Origin of the sequence: Maribacter sp., from assembly GCA_020629415.1 — a bacterium.
GTDB classification, from domain to species: Bacteria; Bacteroidota; Bacteroidia; order Flavobacteriales; family Flavobacteriaceae; genus Maribacter; species Maribacter huludaoensis.
In genome coordinates, this window is record JAHDDL010000041.1 from 1 (window position 1) to 14,075 (window position 14,075).

13 protein-coding genes are annotated in these 14,075 nt (G+C 35.9%); 5 read left to right on the top strand and 8 right to left on the bottom strand.

What is annotated here, in order from left to right; translation table 11 throughout:
- Positions 1–34: 34 nt before the first annotated feature.
- Positions 35–499, bottom strand: a complete 465-nt coding sequence (locus QZ657_RS14320) for a CBS domain-containing protein (RefSeq protein WP_276471277.1) — start codon at positions 497–499, stop codon at positions 35–37.
- A 120-nt stretch (positions 500–619) separates the two neighbouring features.
- Here QZ657_RS14320 and QZ657_RS14325 point away from each other — a divergent pair, with 120 nt between their 5' ends.
- From QZ657_RS14325 to QZ657_RS14340, 4 genes are all read left to right on the top strand, one after another.
- Complete coding sequence (locus QZ657_RS14325) at positions 620–2,905, top strand: M28 family peptidase (RefSeq protein ID WP_291967768.1); 2,286 nt, start codon at positions 620–622, stop codon at positions 2,903–2,905.
- Positions 2,898–3,704, top strand: a complete 807-nt coding sequence (locus QZ657_RS14330) for an NAD(P)H-binding protein (RefSeq protein WP_291967770.1) — start codon at positions 2,898–2,900, stop codon at positions 3,702–3,704. The genes QZ657_RS14325 and QZ657_RS14330 overlap by 8 nt, the downstream gene beginning before the upstream one ends.
- Positions 3,705–3,829: 125 nt before the next feature.
- Positions 3,830–4,204 carry a hypothetical protein gene (locus QZ657_RS14335; RefSeq protein WP_291967772.1) on the top strand — a complete coding sequence of 125 codons (375 nt, stop codon included), beginning with the start codon at positions 3,830–3,832 and terminating at the stop codon, positions 4,202–4,204.
- 132 nt (positions 4,205–4,336) lie between these two features.
- Positions 4,337–5,041, top strand: coding sequence for a hypothetical protein (locus QZ657_RS14340; RefSeq protein ID WP_291963264.1), 705 nt, complete (start codon positions 4,337–4,339; stop codon positions 5,039–5,041).
- Positions 5,042–5,270: 229 nt separating this feature from the next.
- Here QZ657_RS14340 and QZ657_RS14345 read toward each other — a convergent pair whose 3' ends face one another.
- Positions 5,271–5,771 carry a hypothetical protein gene (locus tag QZ657_RS14345; protein WP_291967774.1) on the bottom strand — a complete coding sequence of 167 codons (501 nt, stop codon included), beginning with the start codon at positions 5,769–5,771 and terminating at the stop codon, positions 5,271–5,273.
- A gap of 63 nt (positions 5,772–5,834) precedes the next feature.
- Here QZ657_RS14345 and QZ657_RS14350 point away from each other — a divergent pair, with 63 nt between their 5' ends.
- Positions 5,835–6,782: an NAD-dependent epimerase/dehydratase family protein gene (locus QZ657_RS14350; RefSeq protein WP_291967776.1), complete on the top strand. Its 948-nt coding sequence runs from the start codon at positions 5,835–5,837 to the stop codon at positions 6,780–6,782.
- A 20-nt stretch (positions 6,783–6,802) separates the two neighbouring features.
- Here QZ657_RS14350 and rimK read toward each other — a convergent pair whose 3' ends face one another.
- The 6 genes from rimK to QZ657_RS14380 all read right to left on the bottom strand — a co-directional run bounded on the left by rimK (position 6,803) and on the right by QZ657_RS14380 (position 13,666).
- Positions 6,803–8,173: a 30S ribosomal protein S6--L-glutamate ligase gene (gene rimK / locus QZ657_RS14355; RefSeq protein WP_276471269.1), complete on the bottom strand. Its 1,371-nt coding sequence runs from the start codon at positions 8,171–8,173 to the stop codon at positions 6,803–6,805.
- Positions 8,174–8,211: 38 nt separating this feature from the next.
- Positions 8,212–9,738 carry a bifunctional GNAT family N-acetyltransferase/carbon-nitrogen hydrolase family protein gene (locus QZ657_RS14360; protein WP_058104184.1) on the bottom strand — a complete coding sequence of 509 codons (1,527 nt, stop codon included), beginning with the start codon at positions 9,736–9,738 and terminating at the stop codon, positions 8,212–8,214.
- A 194-nt stretch (positions 9,739–9,932) separates the two neighbouring features.
- Entirely contained in the window at positions 9,933–10,256 is a 324-nt protein-coding gene (locus QZ657_RS14365) for a hypothetical protein (protein WP_058104185.1), read from the bottom strand.
- Between the two features lie 2 nt (positions 10,257–10,258).
- Complete coding sequence (locus QZ657_RS14370) at positions 10,259–11,236, bottom strand: deoxyhypusine synthase family protein (RefSeq protein ID WP_291967780.1); 978 nt, start codon at positions 11,234–11,236, stop codon at positions 10,259–10,261.
- On the bottom strand, positions 11,223–12,161 hold the full coding sequence (gene speB, locus QZ657_RS14375; protein WP_291967782.1) for an agmatinase: 939 nt from the start codon (positions 12,159–12,161) through the stop codon (positions 11,223–11,225). Before speB ends, QZ657_RS14370 begins: the two co-directional genes overlap by 14 nt.
- Before the next feature lie 92 nt (positions 12,162–12,253).
- Positions 12,254–13,666: an arginine decarboxylase gene (locus tag QZ657_RS14380; protein WP_291962365.1), complete on the bottom strand. Its 1,413-nt coding sequence runs from the start codon at positions 13,664–13,666 to the stop codon at positions 12,254–12,256.
- Positions 13,667–14,075 lie beyond the last annotated feature (409 nt).

Consider the following 14,075-nt stretch of genomic DNA (forward strand, 5'->3'; position numbering starts at 1 on the left):
TACTTAATACTTTTAACTCTTCACTTCATAAATTTTATTTCCAATTCTGACCACTAAGCTTTAATGCTGCGATCACAATATCCTTTCTACTTATTTGACCTACTAAAATATCATTCTTCATTACAGGTAATCTTCTTCTATTGTGTTGCGCAAAAATACCCGCGGCATCAAAAATTGAGATATCATGAGGAATAGTTTCTACAGATTTTGTCATAAAACTTTCCACACTTTTATCTAGAATGGGTTGATTAAAATAACGGCTTTCAGAAATTTGTTTCATACAGTCGGCTTCAGAAATGATGCCCACTAGAAATCCGTTGGTATCCAAAACAGGTCCTCCGGAAATTTTATGTTTGGCAAATTTCTCCATTACGTCTAAAATTGAATCATCTGGCGAAAAAGTGATTAACTTAGTAGTCATATAATCAGCGACCAAAATTGGGGCTTCAAATTCTTTTTTTAATACTTTTCTAACGCCTTGAAAGCTTTTGATTCCCATGATAGTTTATTTAAAGGTTGATTACTAAAGATACTAAATAAAATGAAATTTGCTAATAATATTCGATGTATACCATTTAATACTCAGTATTTTAGGACTTTTTAAAAGAATATCATAATTATGAAGAAAACACCGACATTACTTACTTTACTACTCATCATACTTGCTACCTACTGGAGTTTTAGAGTTTTACCGCCCCAGTACAATGAAGGCGAAACAGTGGTAGAAACAGAGTTTTCTACAGACAGAGCATTAAAACATGTAAAAGAAATTTCAAAAGAACCACATGGTGTTGGGTTTCCGGCACACACTACGGTACGTAATTATATTACTGCAGAACTTCAAAAGTTAGGGTTAGAAACTTCCTTGCAAGAAGGCTATACCGCTGGAGATTGGGGAAATTTGAGCAAGGCGGAAAATATCCTTGCAAGAATTAAGGGCAGCGGGAAATCTGGTAAAGCCTTATTATTGTTAAGTCATTATGATAGCAACCCACATTCTTCGTTGGGCGCTAGTGATGCAGGTAGTGGTGTCGCTACTATTTTAGAAGGTGTAAGAGCTTTCTTGAATACCAATGCCACACCTAAAAACGATATAATAATACTAATATCCGATGCAGAGGAATTAGGCTTAAACGGTGCCGATTTGTTTGTGGATAAACATGAGTGGCTAAAAGACGTTGGCTTGGTCTTAAATTTTGAAGCTCGTGGAAGCGGTGGACCAAGTTATATGCTTATGGAGACCAATAGGGGAAATAGCAAATTAATTTCGGAATTTATTGCTGCAAATCCTGAGTTTCCTGTAGCCAATTCACTTGCCTATAGTATTTATAAAATGTTACCTAATGACACTGATCTAACTGTATTTAGAGAAGATGGGGATGTAGAGGGCTTCAACTTTGCCTTTATTGACGATCATTTTGATTACCATACCCAAATAGATAATTATGAGCGGTTGGATAGAAATACATTGGCACACCAAGGTAGCTACCTAATGCCGTTACTGGCTCATTTTAGCAATGCTGATATTTCAAACTTAAAAAGTTTTGATGATAACGTTTATTTCAATGTGCCCTTCTTTAAAATGGTTTCATACCCTTTTAGTTGGATCATGCCCATGCTCGGTATTGCCATTCTTGTTTTCATAGTATTGTTGATATCCGGTTTTAGAAAAAAAGTGCTGAATGTAAAAGAAATTTTAAAAGGTTTCATTCCTGTACTTTTTACATTAGTGGTAAACGGTCTTGTTGGCTTCTATAGCTGGCAGCTTTTAAAATGGGTTTATCCTGCTTATAATGATATGCTACATGGATTTACCTATAACGGCCATGCCTACATTTTTGCATTCACCTTATTTTCATTGGGCACTTGCTTTTATGCCTATTACAGATTTAGGGTCATAAAAACTGCAAATTTGCTTGTAGCGCCATTCATCATATGGCTCATCATTTGCACATTGGTAGCCGTATATTTAAAAGGAGCGGCTTTTTTCATTATACCGTTATACAGCTTTTTAGTTGCCTTTTATGTACACATCAACCAAAAAAATCCCGATGCTTTCTTATTGGTATTCCTAGGTATACCCGCAGTATTTATTTTTGCACCGTTCGTGCAAATGTTTCCTGTGGGTCTAGGGCTTAAAATGATGGTAGCCTCTACCCTAATGACCACTCTAATTTTCTTTTTGTTACTTCCACTGGTTACAAAATACAGAAAAAAAGGAGCCTTGGCATTTTTAAGCTTCTTGCTTTTTGCCGGTTTTATGGTATCTGCCCATATGAATTCTGGCTTTACTAAAGACCGCCCAAAACCAACTAGCTTATTATATGTTTTAGATACCGATGAGAACACGGCAAAGTGGGCAACCTACGAACACAAATTATCTGGTTGGACCTCGCAGTACATTACCGAAAAAAATACGGATAGTGCACTCAGCAAAAAAACCATTAGCAGTAAATACGGGTCTAAATTTACATATACCACTAATGCTCCTGTAAAAAATATTCAAAAACCTACAATTGAAATTCAATTGGATACAGTGATTAATTCGGTCCGTTCTGTACGTTTATGCATCACTCCCAATAGACCTGTAAACCGATTAGAAGTATTTACCAATGAAGTCGATATTTTAAAAGCCGATGTAAACGGTATAGAACTGTCTGAACATTTTCTTAAAAATAGATACGGCGGAAGATTAATTACACATTATGTCAGTGATAAGAATTATACTGATATCACCTTAGATTTAGCAGAAGGTTCAGAACTGGAACTTACGGTGTATGAAGCCTCTAATAATTTATTGAAAAATGGACTTTTCTCCATACCTCCACGAAGGGAAGATCAAATACCTATGCCATTTGTACTTAACGATGCTATTTTAACCATACAAAAAGTAAAGTTTGACTAAAAAAATAGGAGTCATAGGTTGTGGATGGTTAGGATTACCACTCGCAGAAAGTTTAGTGGCCTACGGTTATGAAGTCAATGGCACCTCTACTTCGTCAGATAAATTGGGAATTTTGAAGGAAAAGGGTATCCATCCGTTTCAAATTTCCTTGTCTGAAAATGGCATTTCAGGGGATATCGATTCTTTTTTAGAATCTGTATCGGTACTTATTATAAATATTCCTCCAAAGTTAAGGGGCAAGGGACCCAAAGAAAGTTATTTTGAAAAAATTAAGTTACTGTATGCCGCCATTAAAAAATCTACAGTAAGAAATATCATTTTTGCAAGTAGTACTGCAGTATATGGTGATGCAAAAGGCGAGGTCAACGAGAAAACCAAAACAATTCCTACAACCCAATCTGGCATACAATTAATACAATGCGAAAGCCTCTTGAAAGACGATAAGGAATTGAACGTCACTATTATCCGGTTTGGCGGATTAATAGGTCCTAACAGGCATCCGGTAACAATGCTATCCGGCAGAGAAAATCTAAGTGGGGGCAACGCTCCCATTAATTTAATTCATTTAGATGATTGTATCGGCATTATTAAAAAGCTAATTGAGCTAAACCATTATAATGATGTTTTAAATGCAGTATATCCTGAGCATCCTTCCAAAAAAGAATACTATGCGGCACAAGCTAATAAAAGAAACATAGCACCTCCTAAGTACACCTCTACTGGACAAAACGACAAATTTATTTCATTTTGTAGTAATTTTCTTATTAATAAGTACCGGTTTCTTACAGACATAAATTGATCTTACACAACATCTAGAACCTTGTTCACAACAAATCACTAAAAACCACGTTAATATATTGTTGGCTATCAACTACTTATCGACGTATGACATACCTTTGTATAACAATATAAAACCATAATGTTATGAAGAAAGATAAATTACGGGAGAGGGTTTTAGTTGAATTAGAGAAGCTCATCTCCCTAAGTTGCAAGAACCCTAACGGTTCTAAAAAGTATGAAGACTTACATATTGCATTATTAAAAAAATATTATAATGCCACCAATGTTACAATAGACTATCACCGTCATAGAATTAAGATGGAAATAATAGAAGATGACAGTCTATATGATCCAAAAACGATAAATACGTATTTACCAACTTTTTACACAAATTTATTGTTCAACAATCTCTTTAAATTTCTAATTTCATGTATTGAAAAGGATAATAAAAGTATTGGCTTTTATACACAGCTTATAAATTCTTTTAAAACCACGCACAACAAACTAGAATTGGCATAAGAGTTAAAAAGCATTTAAATTTATGAAGACGCCTGGCTGGGCGTCTTTTTCATTTTTAGCATTTAAACCTTTCCTTAACAAGATCATACAGATTATTTTAATAGTTTAGCGCACCTTAAAAAGAAGAGTAAAATGAAAAAATCACTTTTAATAGTCGTAGCTGCCTTATTATTCTCAAGTAGTTATGGATATTCACAGACCAAATCTGAATTATTAAAACATTACGAAGCATTTTATGACCAAATGCGATTACAGGGCGATGTTGATGGTGTAATCAATGCACTGACACACTTAAATATTTTATCCCCTTCACAACAACGTAATGATACTCTTGCATATATCTATGCAAACGATAATCAGCACCTACAAGCTTTAAATCTTATAGGTATTGAAAAGTTAGATTCAGATTCTAATTTAGCAATTCAAGTAAAAGCGGTTTCCTTAAAAGCTTTGAACCAGCCAAAAAGAGCCTTAGAACAATTTGAAGCATTAAATGCAAGAGAACCTAACGCATACCTTGCCTACGAACTGGCAGACCTTAAGGTGCAAACGGGCGATAATACCGGTGCCATGAAACATGTTGAATATGGTTTAACCAATGCAACAGAAGATATGAAATATGCATTCTATGAGCGTCAACAACCTTACGAGGTACCCTTAAAAGCAGCTTTCATTCACTTAAAGGCGCTTGTACAGTTCAATATGGACAAAGGCAATATTGACCAGGCAATAGCTACTTTGGACGAAGCACTGGCCATTGATCCAAATTTTAATTTGGCAAGCCTAAGCAAGCAAGCCCTGATTTCTAGAAAACAAGCTCCCGAAGAGAAAGAATAATACCATATTCTAATACATGTAAAACACCACAGGCCAAGTCCATGAAGCATTTAATAGAACCATACTTTTAAATTCAAGACAAGCCTAGGGGTATTATACCTTTGGCGGTGTTAATAAAAAAGGCGAATCAAATGATTCGCCTTTTTTAATATCTCTAGTATGGGTTATAATAATACAGTTCTGCTGTTCACTTGGTCAAAAAATCTAAGATAACAAGATTAGAAATCGCCTAATTTTCTTCGTTTTTGATCAATTCATCTGGTAATGTATTATTCACTATTACATTAAATTGATTTCTTAAATCATTATAGGCGGTTATCATCTGTATGATAGATTCTTTCGGATTTTGTTGGTACTCCAAATCTCCTTTAGCTTTTAAAACATAGGTCTTAAATAACTTTTGACGCCCTTTAATTTGTGGAATATTGAATTTCGCCGGATACTCCCCAAGCTCCAATTTATTTTGGTTCTCGATCAGCTCATCTACCAAGAACTGAAAATCTTCAATATGTTCAGAGGTGTAGATTTTATCGAAACTTTTATCTAAAACATTATATTCTAGCCAATCTTTGATTATTGTTTGCGCCTTGGCATCAATACCCGTTTTTTGAGGTAGGCTATCCGTTGTTTCTTCCCAACGAATTTCGCGAATACTAGATTTATCTTGCACAGCATCTTTACATGATACGGCCAATATAACTATTGATAAAAAAAAGATAATTTTGGACATAAGCGAATGTACAAATTTTAAGAAAAGGTATCTTTATCTCAAATTCATTTAACGAAAATTTTAATGCCGAAATATATTTTAATTATTGGGGCCTGTGGTCAAATAGGTACAGAACTTACCTTAACACTTAGAGAAAAACACGGTGGTGAAAATATTATTGCCAGTGATATTAGGGAAGGTAACGATGAATTAATGGAATCTGGACCATTTGAAATATTAGATGCCACTAATTATGACGCGCTTGAAGAGGTCATTGCCTATTATGATATATCTGAGGTGTATTTAATGGCCGCTATGCTTAGTGCAACGGCAGAAAAATTTCCCATGCGTGCCTGGAATTTGAATATGAATACCCTTTTCAATGTATTGAATTTGGCAAAGGAGAAAAAAATAGATAAGATCTTTTGGCCGTCCAGTATCGCCGTTTTTGGTCCGAATACACCAAAACACGATACACCACAAAATACCATAATGGAGCCAAGTACGGTTTATGGCATAAGTAAGCAAAGCGGTGAACGTTGGTGCGAGTATTACTTCAAAAAATTTGACGTAGATGTAAGAAGCATTAGATACCCAGGTCTTATTAGCTGGAAAACCATGCCAGGTGGCGGAACAACTGATTATGCCGTGGAAATATACCATAAAGCACTTTCTGAGGGCTCATACACCTGTTTCTTGGAAGAAGACACTAAATTACCTATGATGTTTATGGACGATGCCATACGTGCCACATTACAGATCATGGAAGCCCCATCTGAGAACATCAAAGAGCGTTCTGCCTATAATTTGGCAGCAATGAGTTTTACGCCCAAAGAAATGGCCGAAAATATAAAAGCTGTGATCCCTGAATTTAAAATGGCCTATGAACCGGATTTTAGGCAAGAAATTGCCAACTCTTGGCCAAGCAGCATTGATGATAGCAGTGCCCAAAAAGATTGGAATTGGAAGGCAGAATTTGACCTTGAAAAAACTACTGAAACAATGTTGGAAAATTTAAAGAACAGGATTTAGCCTGTTCTTCAAATTCATATTTAGTTAATAAACTTCAATCGCTTTTCAATTGCCATGATCATGGCATTGGCGATATCTTTACCTGTAGCATTTTCAATACCTTCTAAACCGGGCGAAGAGTTAACTTCCAATAGTAACGGTCCTTTGTTAGATCGTATGATATCTACACCCGCAACGGCAAGATTCAATACTTTAGCGGCTTTTAAGGCCAACTTCTTTTCATCAGCCGTAATCTTAACGATTGACGCCGTACCACCTTGGTGAATATTGGCCCTGAATTCTCCTTTTTGGGCTTGGCGCTGCATACTGGCCACTACCCTTCCATTTACCACAAAACAACGGATATCTTGCCCGTTTGCTTCTTTAATGAACTCTTGTACCAATATGTTCGTGTTAACGCTCTTAAAAGCATTAATTACACTTTCTGCAGCCTTATTGGTTTCTGCCAAAACAACACCCTTACCTTGTGTACTTTCCAAAAGTTTAATGATCAAAGGCGATCCATTCACCATTTTGATCAAATCTTTGGTATCCATTGGCGATTTGGCAAATCCGGTTATAGGAATATGAATATCATGATTGGAAAATAATTGAGAGGCGAACAATTTATCTCTGGATTGTGTAATAGCCTCCGCCGAATTCTGACAGTACACCCCTAGATTGTTAAACTGACGGATCAATGCGCAACCGTAGAATGTTACGGATGGCTTTATTCTTGGTATTACCGCATCATAATCTTTAAGTATGATACCACCACGATATCTTATTTCGGGAGAATGGGCATCAAGCTTCATGTATGCCTGTTCAACATTTAAAAAATGTATTTCATGGCCCCTAGCCTCCGCGGCTTCCATAATTCTTTTATTACTATACAAATTTGGATTACTGGCCAACAGCGCAATTTTCAATCCGGTTTTCTCCTTATAATAAGGTGCGTAAAATTTATTTACTTCACTTTCATCAAATTCCTGTAATTGATAATTTACGGCAGGATTTACTACAAAACGTTCATTCAAGGCTTCTCTTCCCAAGAGCATACGAAACTCCATGGTATCTCTATTGGCCAAGGTCAATTCAATATCAAAAGTATCTTCACCAATAGTTACCGGTGTTTTGATTACCAGCCTTTCTTCCGATATACCCGAAGAACTTTTAACCATTCTACGTGCTACCAATCTTGCCTGGCATTCAATGGCTATACTACGGTTTTCTTGAAGCGGACTAACCTCAAATTTCACCCATTCTTGTCCGTTTTTCGTTACAATCTTTAAATTAGTAGCTTGTATGGAAGATGTTTTTGCCCCAGAATCTACCCTAGCTTTAATTGCCGGTATACCCAGGTCATTGAACACACACCACTCTTCACTACCTACTATCTTTAAATTATCCAATTTTTTTGTTTTTAGCTCCTTTTAATTACGGAGTTTTCTTATTTCTTTTTAAGCTCAAATAAATCTGTTCTTCTATCGCGAAGATTACGTACTGCACCAAACTGATTTAGTTCACGTAACAAACTAATATCAACATCGGCAATTAAAATCATTTCAGTATTCGGTGTTGCCTCTGCTTTGATTCCGTTTGTTGGAAAAGAGAAATCGCACGGTGTAAAAACCATAGACTGGGCAAACTGAATATCCATATTCTGAACATTTGGCAAGTTACCTACACTACCTGCAATAGCAACATAACATTCATTTTCTATTGCTCTAGCCTGCGCACAATTACGCACCCTGGAATAACCATTTTGGGTATCTGTCAAGAAAGGAACGAACAAAATATCCATACCTTCATCTGCAAGCAGTCTACTAAGCTCAGGAAACTCCGAATCATAGCACACCAACACCCCAATTTTACCACAATCAGTATCAAAAGCCTTTAATTGATTACCGCCTTGCATTCCCCAAACCTTGGCTTCATCTGGTGTTACGTGAAGTTTTTCATAGCGCTCCATACTACCATCCCTTCTACATAAATACCCCACATTGTACAAGCGACCATCAATCATTTCCGGCATACTACCTGTAATGATATTAATGTTGTACGATATGGAAAACTCAGAGAATTTTTGGGCAATTGCCTGTGTATGCTTTGCCAATTCACGAATAGCATCTGGCGTAGACATGTGATTGTTAACCGCCATTAAAGGTGCGTTAAAAAACTCTGGAAACAATGCAAAGTCTGATCGGTAACCAGAAACGGCGTCGATAAAATACTCTGCCTGCTCCAACAATTCATCTAGATCCTTATACGGTCTCATTTGCCATTGAATCAACCCTAATCTAATTACGGTTTTTTTAGTAGCGGCTTTTTTAGATGGTTTTTGGTAATAGATATTATCCCACTCCATCAAAATTGCAAAATCTTGAGAAGCCTTATCGCCATCTAAATACCCTTTCATTACCTTGGCAGGATGAAAATCATTACTGATCTGAAAATTCAGTACAGGATCTTGAATCTCTTTTCTACGGACCTTATCAATATATTCTTTTGGTGATAGTTTTGATGCATAGGCATGGTAATTTGGCATTCTACCACCAAAAACGATGCTTTTTAAGTTTAACTTTTCACAAAGCTCTTTTCTATAATCATATAAACGACGCCCTAAACGAAGACCTCTAAAGCTTGGCTTTATAAACACCTCTATACCATAGAGCACATCACCCTCATTATCATGGGTGTCAAAAGAGTATTTGCCCGTAATTTGTTCATAGGTATGGTTGTCATCAAAAGCATCATAATCTACGACAATAGAAAGGGCTACACCAGCAAGTTGACCATTGATCTTAATAACGACCTGACCCTCAGGAAATTTTTCGATCAACGATTTTATATGTTTCTCTTTCCAATATGAACCCGGCATATTGGTGTAGGCAGAAATCATAGCAGTTTTAAGTTCTTGATAATCATCAAGGTCCAAAAACTTTAATTCAATATTTTCAATTTCATCAATTTTCATATACCTGTTGTAAGCACAACGATATTTAGTTTATAGTTTTATTGGTAATCCATTTTGGGACAGTCCCAAAGGGCAATCGGAAATTGTAATCGTAACATCTCGTATTGCGAGAAAGACCTGGTTTTCCGGTCTACAAAAAATAGACCGGATGTATTATTCTCTAAAGTGCAGGAGCAACGTGGGCGATAGAAAAACTAGTCTTCATCATCGCCATCAACCATATCCTCAGGATTTGGTTCTACAACGGCAGTTGGATCATCATCATCAAAATCTTCATAATCATCCTCGTCATAATTCTCCATTGTATACTCAAGCTTAGCACTAATTTTTACTAAATACTTAGTGTCTTCGGTCAATACCTCAACAGCTTCTATACGCTCTCCTTGAGCATTTCTAAAGGAGATAATATTACGGTCATCATACCCATCTGGGTATCTTTCTACCAACAGTTTCAACACTTCTGGTGTCAATTTTTTAAAGTCGACTATGACTCTTTTTAAATGTGCGTTCTTGTCCATAATTACATGTCTAATAGGTAAGCAAAAATTAAGGGCGCAACAATTGTCGCATCACTTTCAATTATATATTTGGGTGTATTGATATCTAATTTTCCCCAGGTAATTTTTTCATTTGGTACAGCGCCCGAGTATGAACCATAACTTGTGGTACTGTCGCTAATTTGGCAGAAATAGCTCCAGAACGGAGTATCTGTACGTTCCATATCTTGATACAGCATTGGTACAACACAAATAGGAAAATCTCCGGCGATACCTCCACCAATTTGGAAGAACCCAATACCGTTTTCAGAATTTGCCGTATACCAGTCTGCCAAGAAGGTCATGTATTCAATACCAGATTTCATGGTACTTGCCTTTAGTTCACCTTTCATTACATATGATGCAAAAATGTTACCCATGGTACTATCTTCCCAACCTGGGCAAATAATAGGCAGATTCTTTTCTGCAGAAGCGTACATCCAAGAATCTTTAAGGTCTATTTCATAATATTCCTCTAACACTCCGGAAAGTAACATTTTATACATGAACTCATGTGGCAAATAACGCTCGCCCTTATCATCTGCATCTTTCCAAATTTTGAAAATATGCTCTTGCAATCTTCTAAAAGCTTCCTCTTCTGGAATACAGGTATCGGTAACCCTATTCAAGCCTTTTTCCAACAGGTCCCACTCGTCTTGCGGAGTCAAATCTCTATAATTAGGTACACGCTTGTAATGAGAATGCGCCACCAAATTCATAATATCCTCTTCTAAATTGGCACCGGTACAGGAAATGATCTGTACCTTATCTTGGCGTATAACCTCTGCAAAGATCTTACCTAATTCAGCAGTAGACATAGCGCCAGCCAAAGAAACCAACATTTTGGCACCGTTGTTCAGCTGTTCTTCGTACCCTTTGGCAGCATCTACCAAAGCAGCCGCATTAAAGTGTAAATAATATTTTTCTATGAAATTGGTGATTGCACCTTTAGTCTTCGTCATCTTCGAATCTTGAATTTGTATTTGCTTTATAATCAATATCAAAAGTATTGTCATACTCTTGATCTATGTCTTGCCCCGCAAATTTATAGCTGAGCATTTTGTAATATAATTTAGCCGCCAAAAAGTCTGACGATTTATCATTTTTGTTAGGGCAAAGTTCAACAATGTCAAAACCTACCACGTTCTTATCTTCAAAAACCTGCTTTAAAAACTCCAAAGTCTCATACCAAAGTAACCCTCCTGGTTCTGGTGTACCGGTAGAAGGCATAATGGACGGATCAAAAGCATCAAGATCCAATGTTATAAAAACATTGTCCGTCATTGCTTCTATAACCTTATCTGACCAATATTCATCAGCAACCATATCATGGGCAAAAAAAGTTTTTTCCTCATCCATTACCGTCTTTTCAATAACATCCATAGAACGAATACCTACCTGAACCAAATTGGTAGTCTGGCTAGCTTCGTATACGGCACAGGCATGGTTATACTTTGTACCTTCATAAGATTCCCTAAGATCCGCATGAGCATCTATCTGCAATACCGTTAAATTATCAAAACACTCGTTAAAGGCTCTAATAGAACCAATGGATATTGAATGTTCACCGCCAAAAAGGGTTACAAACTTGTTACGTTTAATAAAATCTTTGGTAATGTTATGTACGTCATTTACCATTGCCTCTGGAGAACTATTCTCTGTAATTGGCTCAGTTAAATGAATACCCTGCTTGTAAACTTCAGAATCGGTTTCAATATCATACAACTCCATGTTTTCCGAAGCTTCCAAGAAAGCTTCAGGACCTTTGTCCGCTCCTTTACCCCAAGTACTTGTTCCGTCATAAGGAACAGGTATCAAGATAATTTTGGATTTTTCTAGTTGTGCGAATTCATCGGAAATACCGGCATAATTCTTAGATGTACTCATGATATTTTAGCTATTGTTAAGTGGTTTTTTAGTAATATTTTCAATTTTATATACGTATTTCTATTTCTATCGGTCTTTGTTACCGAGCTATTTTATTCATTATCCGGTTCTATCTCATACCCCAGAATATTTAGCAGTTCTTCTGCTTTTTGCTGGGACCTAAAGAGTTTGTACGTGAAGTTACCGTTTTCATCTTTATCAATCAATACATGTTTTGGCTGCGGAATTAAACAATGCTGCAATCCGCCATAGCCACCAATTGATTCTTGATAAGCACCAGTATTGAAAAAACCTATATACAACGGTTTTTCCCTTTTGTACTTAGGCAAATAAATAGCGTTCATGTTCTGCTCACTGTTATAATAATCATCACTATCACATGTTAGTCCGCCCAACAATACACGCTCATACTCATCATTCCACCTATTGATCGGCAACATGATAAATCTTTTATTGATAGCCCAAGTATCTGGCAACGTGGTTATAAAAGAAGAATCTATCATATTCCACTTTTCGCGATCATTCTGTTGTTTTTGATATAAGATCTCATAAATGGCACCACCACTTTCACCTACAGTAAAGCTACCAAATTCCGTAAAAATATGAGGAACGGGCACATCTGCTTCTGAGCATGTGATATTGATCTGATTTAAAATTTCATTGATCATATATTGGTAATCATACTCAAAAGCCAAGGTATTCTTTATAGGAAAACCGCCACCAATATTTAAACTGTCCAATGATGGGCAAATTTTCTTTAGACGAACATAAACCTTAAGACATTTTACAAGTTCGTTCCAGTAATAAGCATTGTCACGAATACCGGTATTAATGAAGAAATGAAGCATTTTAAGCTCTACCTTATCATTATCCTTGATCTGGTTTTCATAGAAAGGAACAATATTCTTATAGCCAATACCCAAACGAGAAGTATAAAATTCGAATTTAGGCTCTTCTTCAGATGCTATACGAATACCTACTTTAAAGGTGTCATTGATAGCATCTGAAAGTAAATCTATTTCTTCATAATTGTCTATAATTGGAATACAATTTTGATGACCATTATTTATTAAGCGAGCAATATTATCAATGTATTTTTCGCGCTTAAATCCGTTACAGATAACAAAAGTGTCATTGCTTAATTTACCATCTGCCTTTAGTTTTTCAATGATATTGATATCAAAGGCAGAAGAGGTTTCCATATGAATATTGTTCTTTAAAGCCTCATGCATTATATGCTGAAAATGAGAGCTTTTAGTACAGTAACAATAGTGATATTTACCCTTGTAATTATTCTTTTCTATAGCATTTGCAAACCAGTTTTTTGCCCTAAGAATATTCTCTGAAATTTTAGGCAAATAAGTGAATTTCAATGGGCTGCCATATTGCTTTACCAGCTCATTTAAGGGTATACCATGAAACTGTAGATGTTCACCATCTAAATTAAATTCTTCTTGAGGAAAATAGTAAGTTTGATCAATAAGATCAATGTATTTGGTATTCATGAATTGAATATTAAATAATAATGAAATATGATTATGATAAATGTAGTAACTAGCCTATAGACTTAAAGTTAAGAAAACGTAACTATTTAAGTAGGATATCACACCAGAATTTGCTTCTGAGTAGTAGGAATAAAAAAGTAGTCATGCTGACTTTGCATGATAGTAGAAAATACGTTGGAAGTTTGCTTTACTAATCGGCAACCTATCTTATAAGCCATTTGTGAGAAACACTTCCAATTTCTCTCAAACCCGAACACAGAATAACGATACATAATGTTCAGCTAAAAGCTTGAAATATCCAGCATACAAAGTTGTATCTTAGGACAGGACAAATGAAATCAAAAAAAATGAAAAAACAAGCATTTTTATTTTTTTTACGATAATTAGTAATTTTTACCCAAACAAAAAT

Excerpts from the sequence above, each read along its gene's own strand:
- QZ657_RS14370 (WP_291967780.1), bottom strand. The coding sequence starts at position 11,236 with ATGACGAAGACTAAAGGTGCAATCACCAATTTCATAGAAAAATATTAT.
- QZ657_RS14325 (WP_291967768.1), top strand. The coding sequence starts at position 620 with ATGAAGAAAACACCGACATTACTTACTTTACTACTCATCATACTTGCT.
- QZ657_RS14320 (WP_276471277.1), bottom strand. The coding sequence starts at position 499 with ATGGGAATCAAAAGCTTTCAAGGCGTTAGAAAAGTATTAAAAAAAGAA.
- QZ657_RS14365 (WP_058104185.1), bottom strand. The coding sequence starts at position 10,256 with ATGGACAAGAACGCACATTTAAAAAGAGTCATAGTCGACTTTAAAAAA.
- QZ657_RS14350 (WP_291967776.1), top strand. The coding sequence starts at position 5,835 with ATGCCGAAATATATTTTAATTATTGGGGCCTGTGGTCAAATAGGTACA.
- QZ657_RS14335 (WP_291967772.1), top strand. The coding sequence starts at position 3,830 with ATGAAGAAAGATAAATTACGGGAGAGGGTTTTAGTTGAATTAGAGAAG.
- QZ657_RS14345 (WP_291967774.1), bottom strand. The coding sequence starts at position 5,771 with ATGTCCAAAATTATCTTTTTTTTATCAATAGTTATATTGGCCGTATCA.
- QZ657_RS14340 (WP_291963264.1), top strand. The coding sequence starts at position 4,337 with ATGAAAAAATCACTTTTAATAGTCGTAGCTGCCTTATTATTCTCAAGT.
- QZ657_RS14360 (WP_058104184.1), bottom strand. The coding sequence starts at position 9,738 with ATGAAAATTGATGAAATTGAAAATATTGAATTAAAGTTTTTGGACCTT.
- speB (WP_291967782.1), bottom strand. The coding sequence starts at position 12,161 with ATGAGTACATCTAAGAATTATGCCGGTATTTCCGATGAATTCGCACAA.
- QZ657_RS14380 (WP_291962365.1), bottom strand. The coding sequence starts at position 13,666 with ATGAATACCAAATACATTGATCTTATTGATCAAACTTACTATTTTCCT.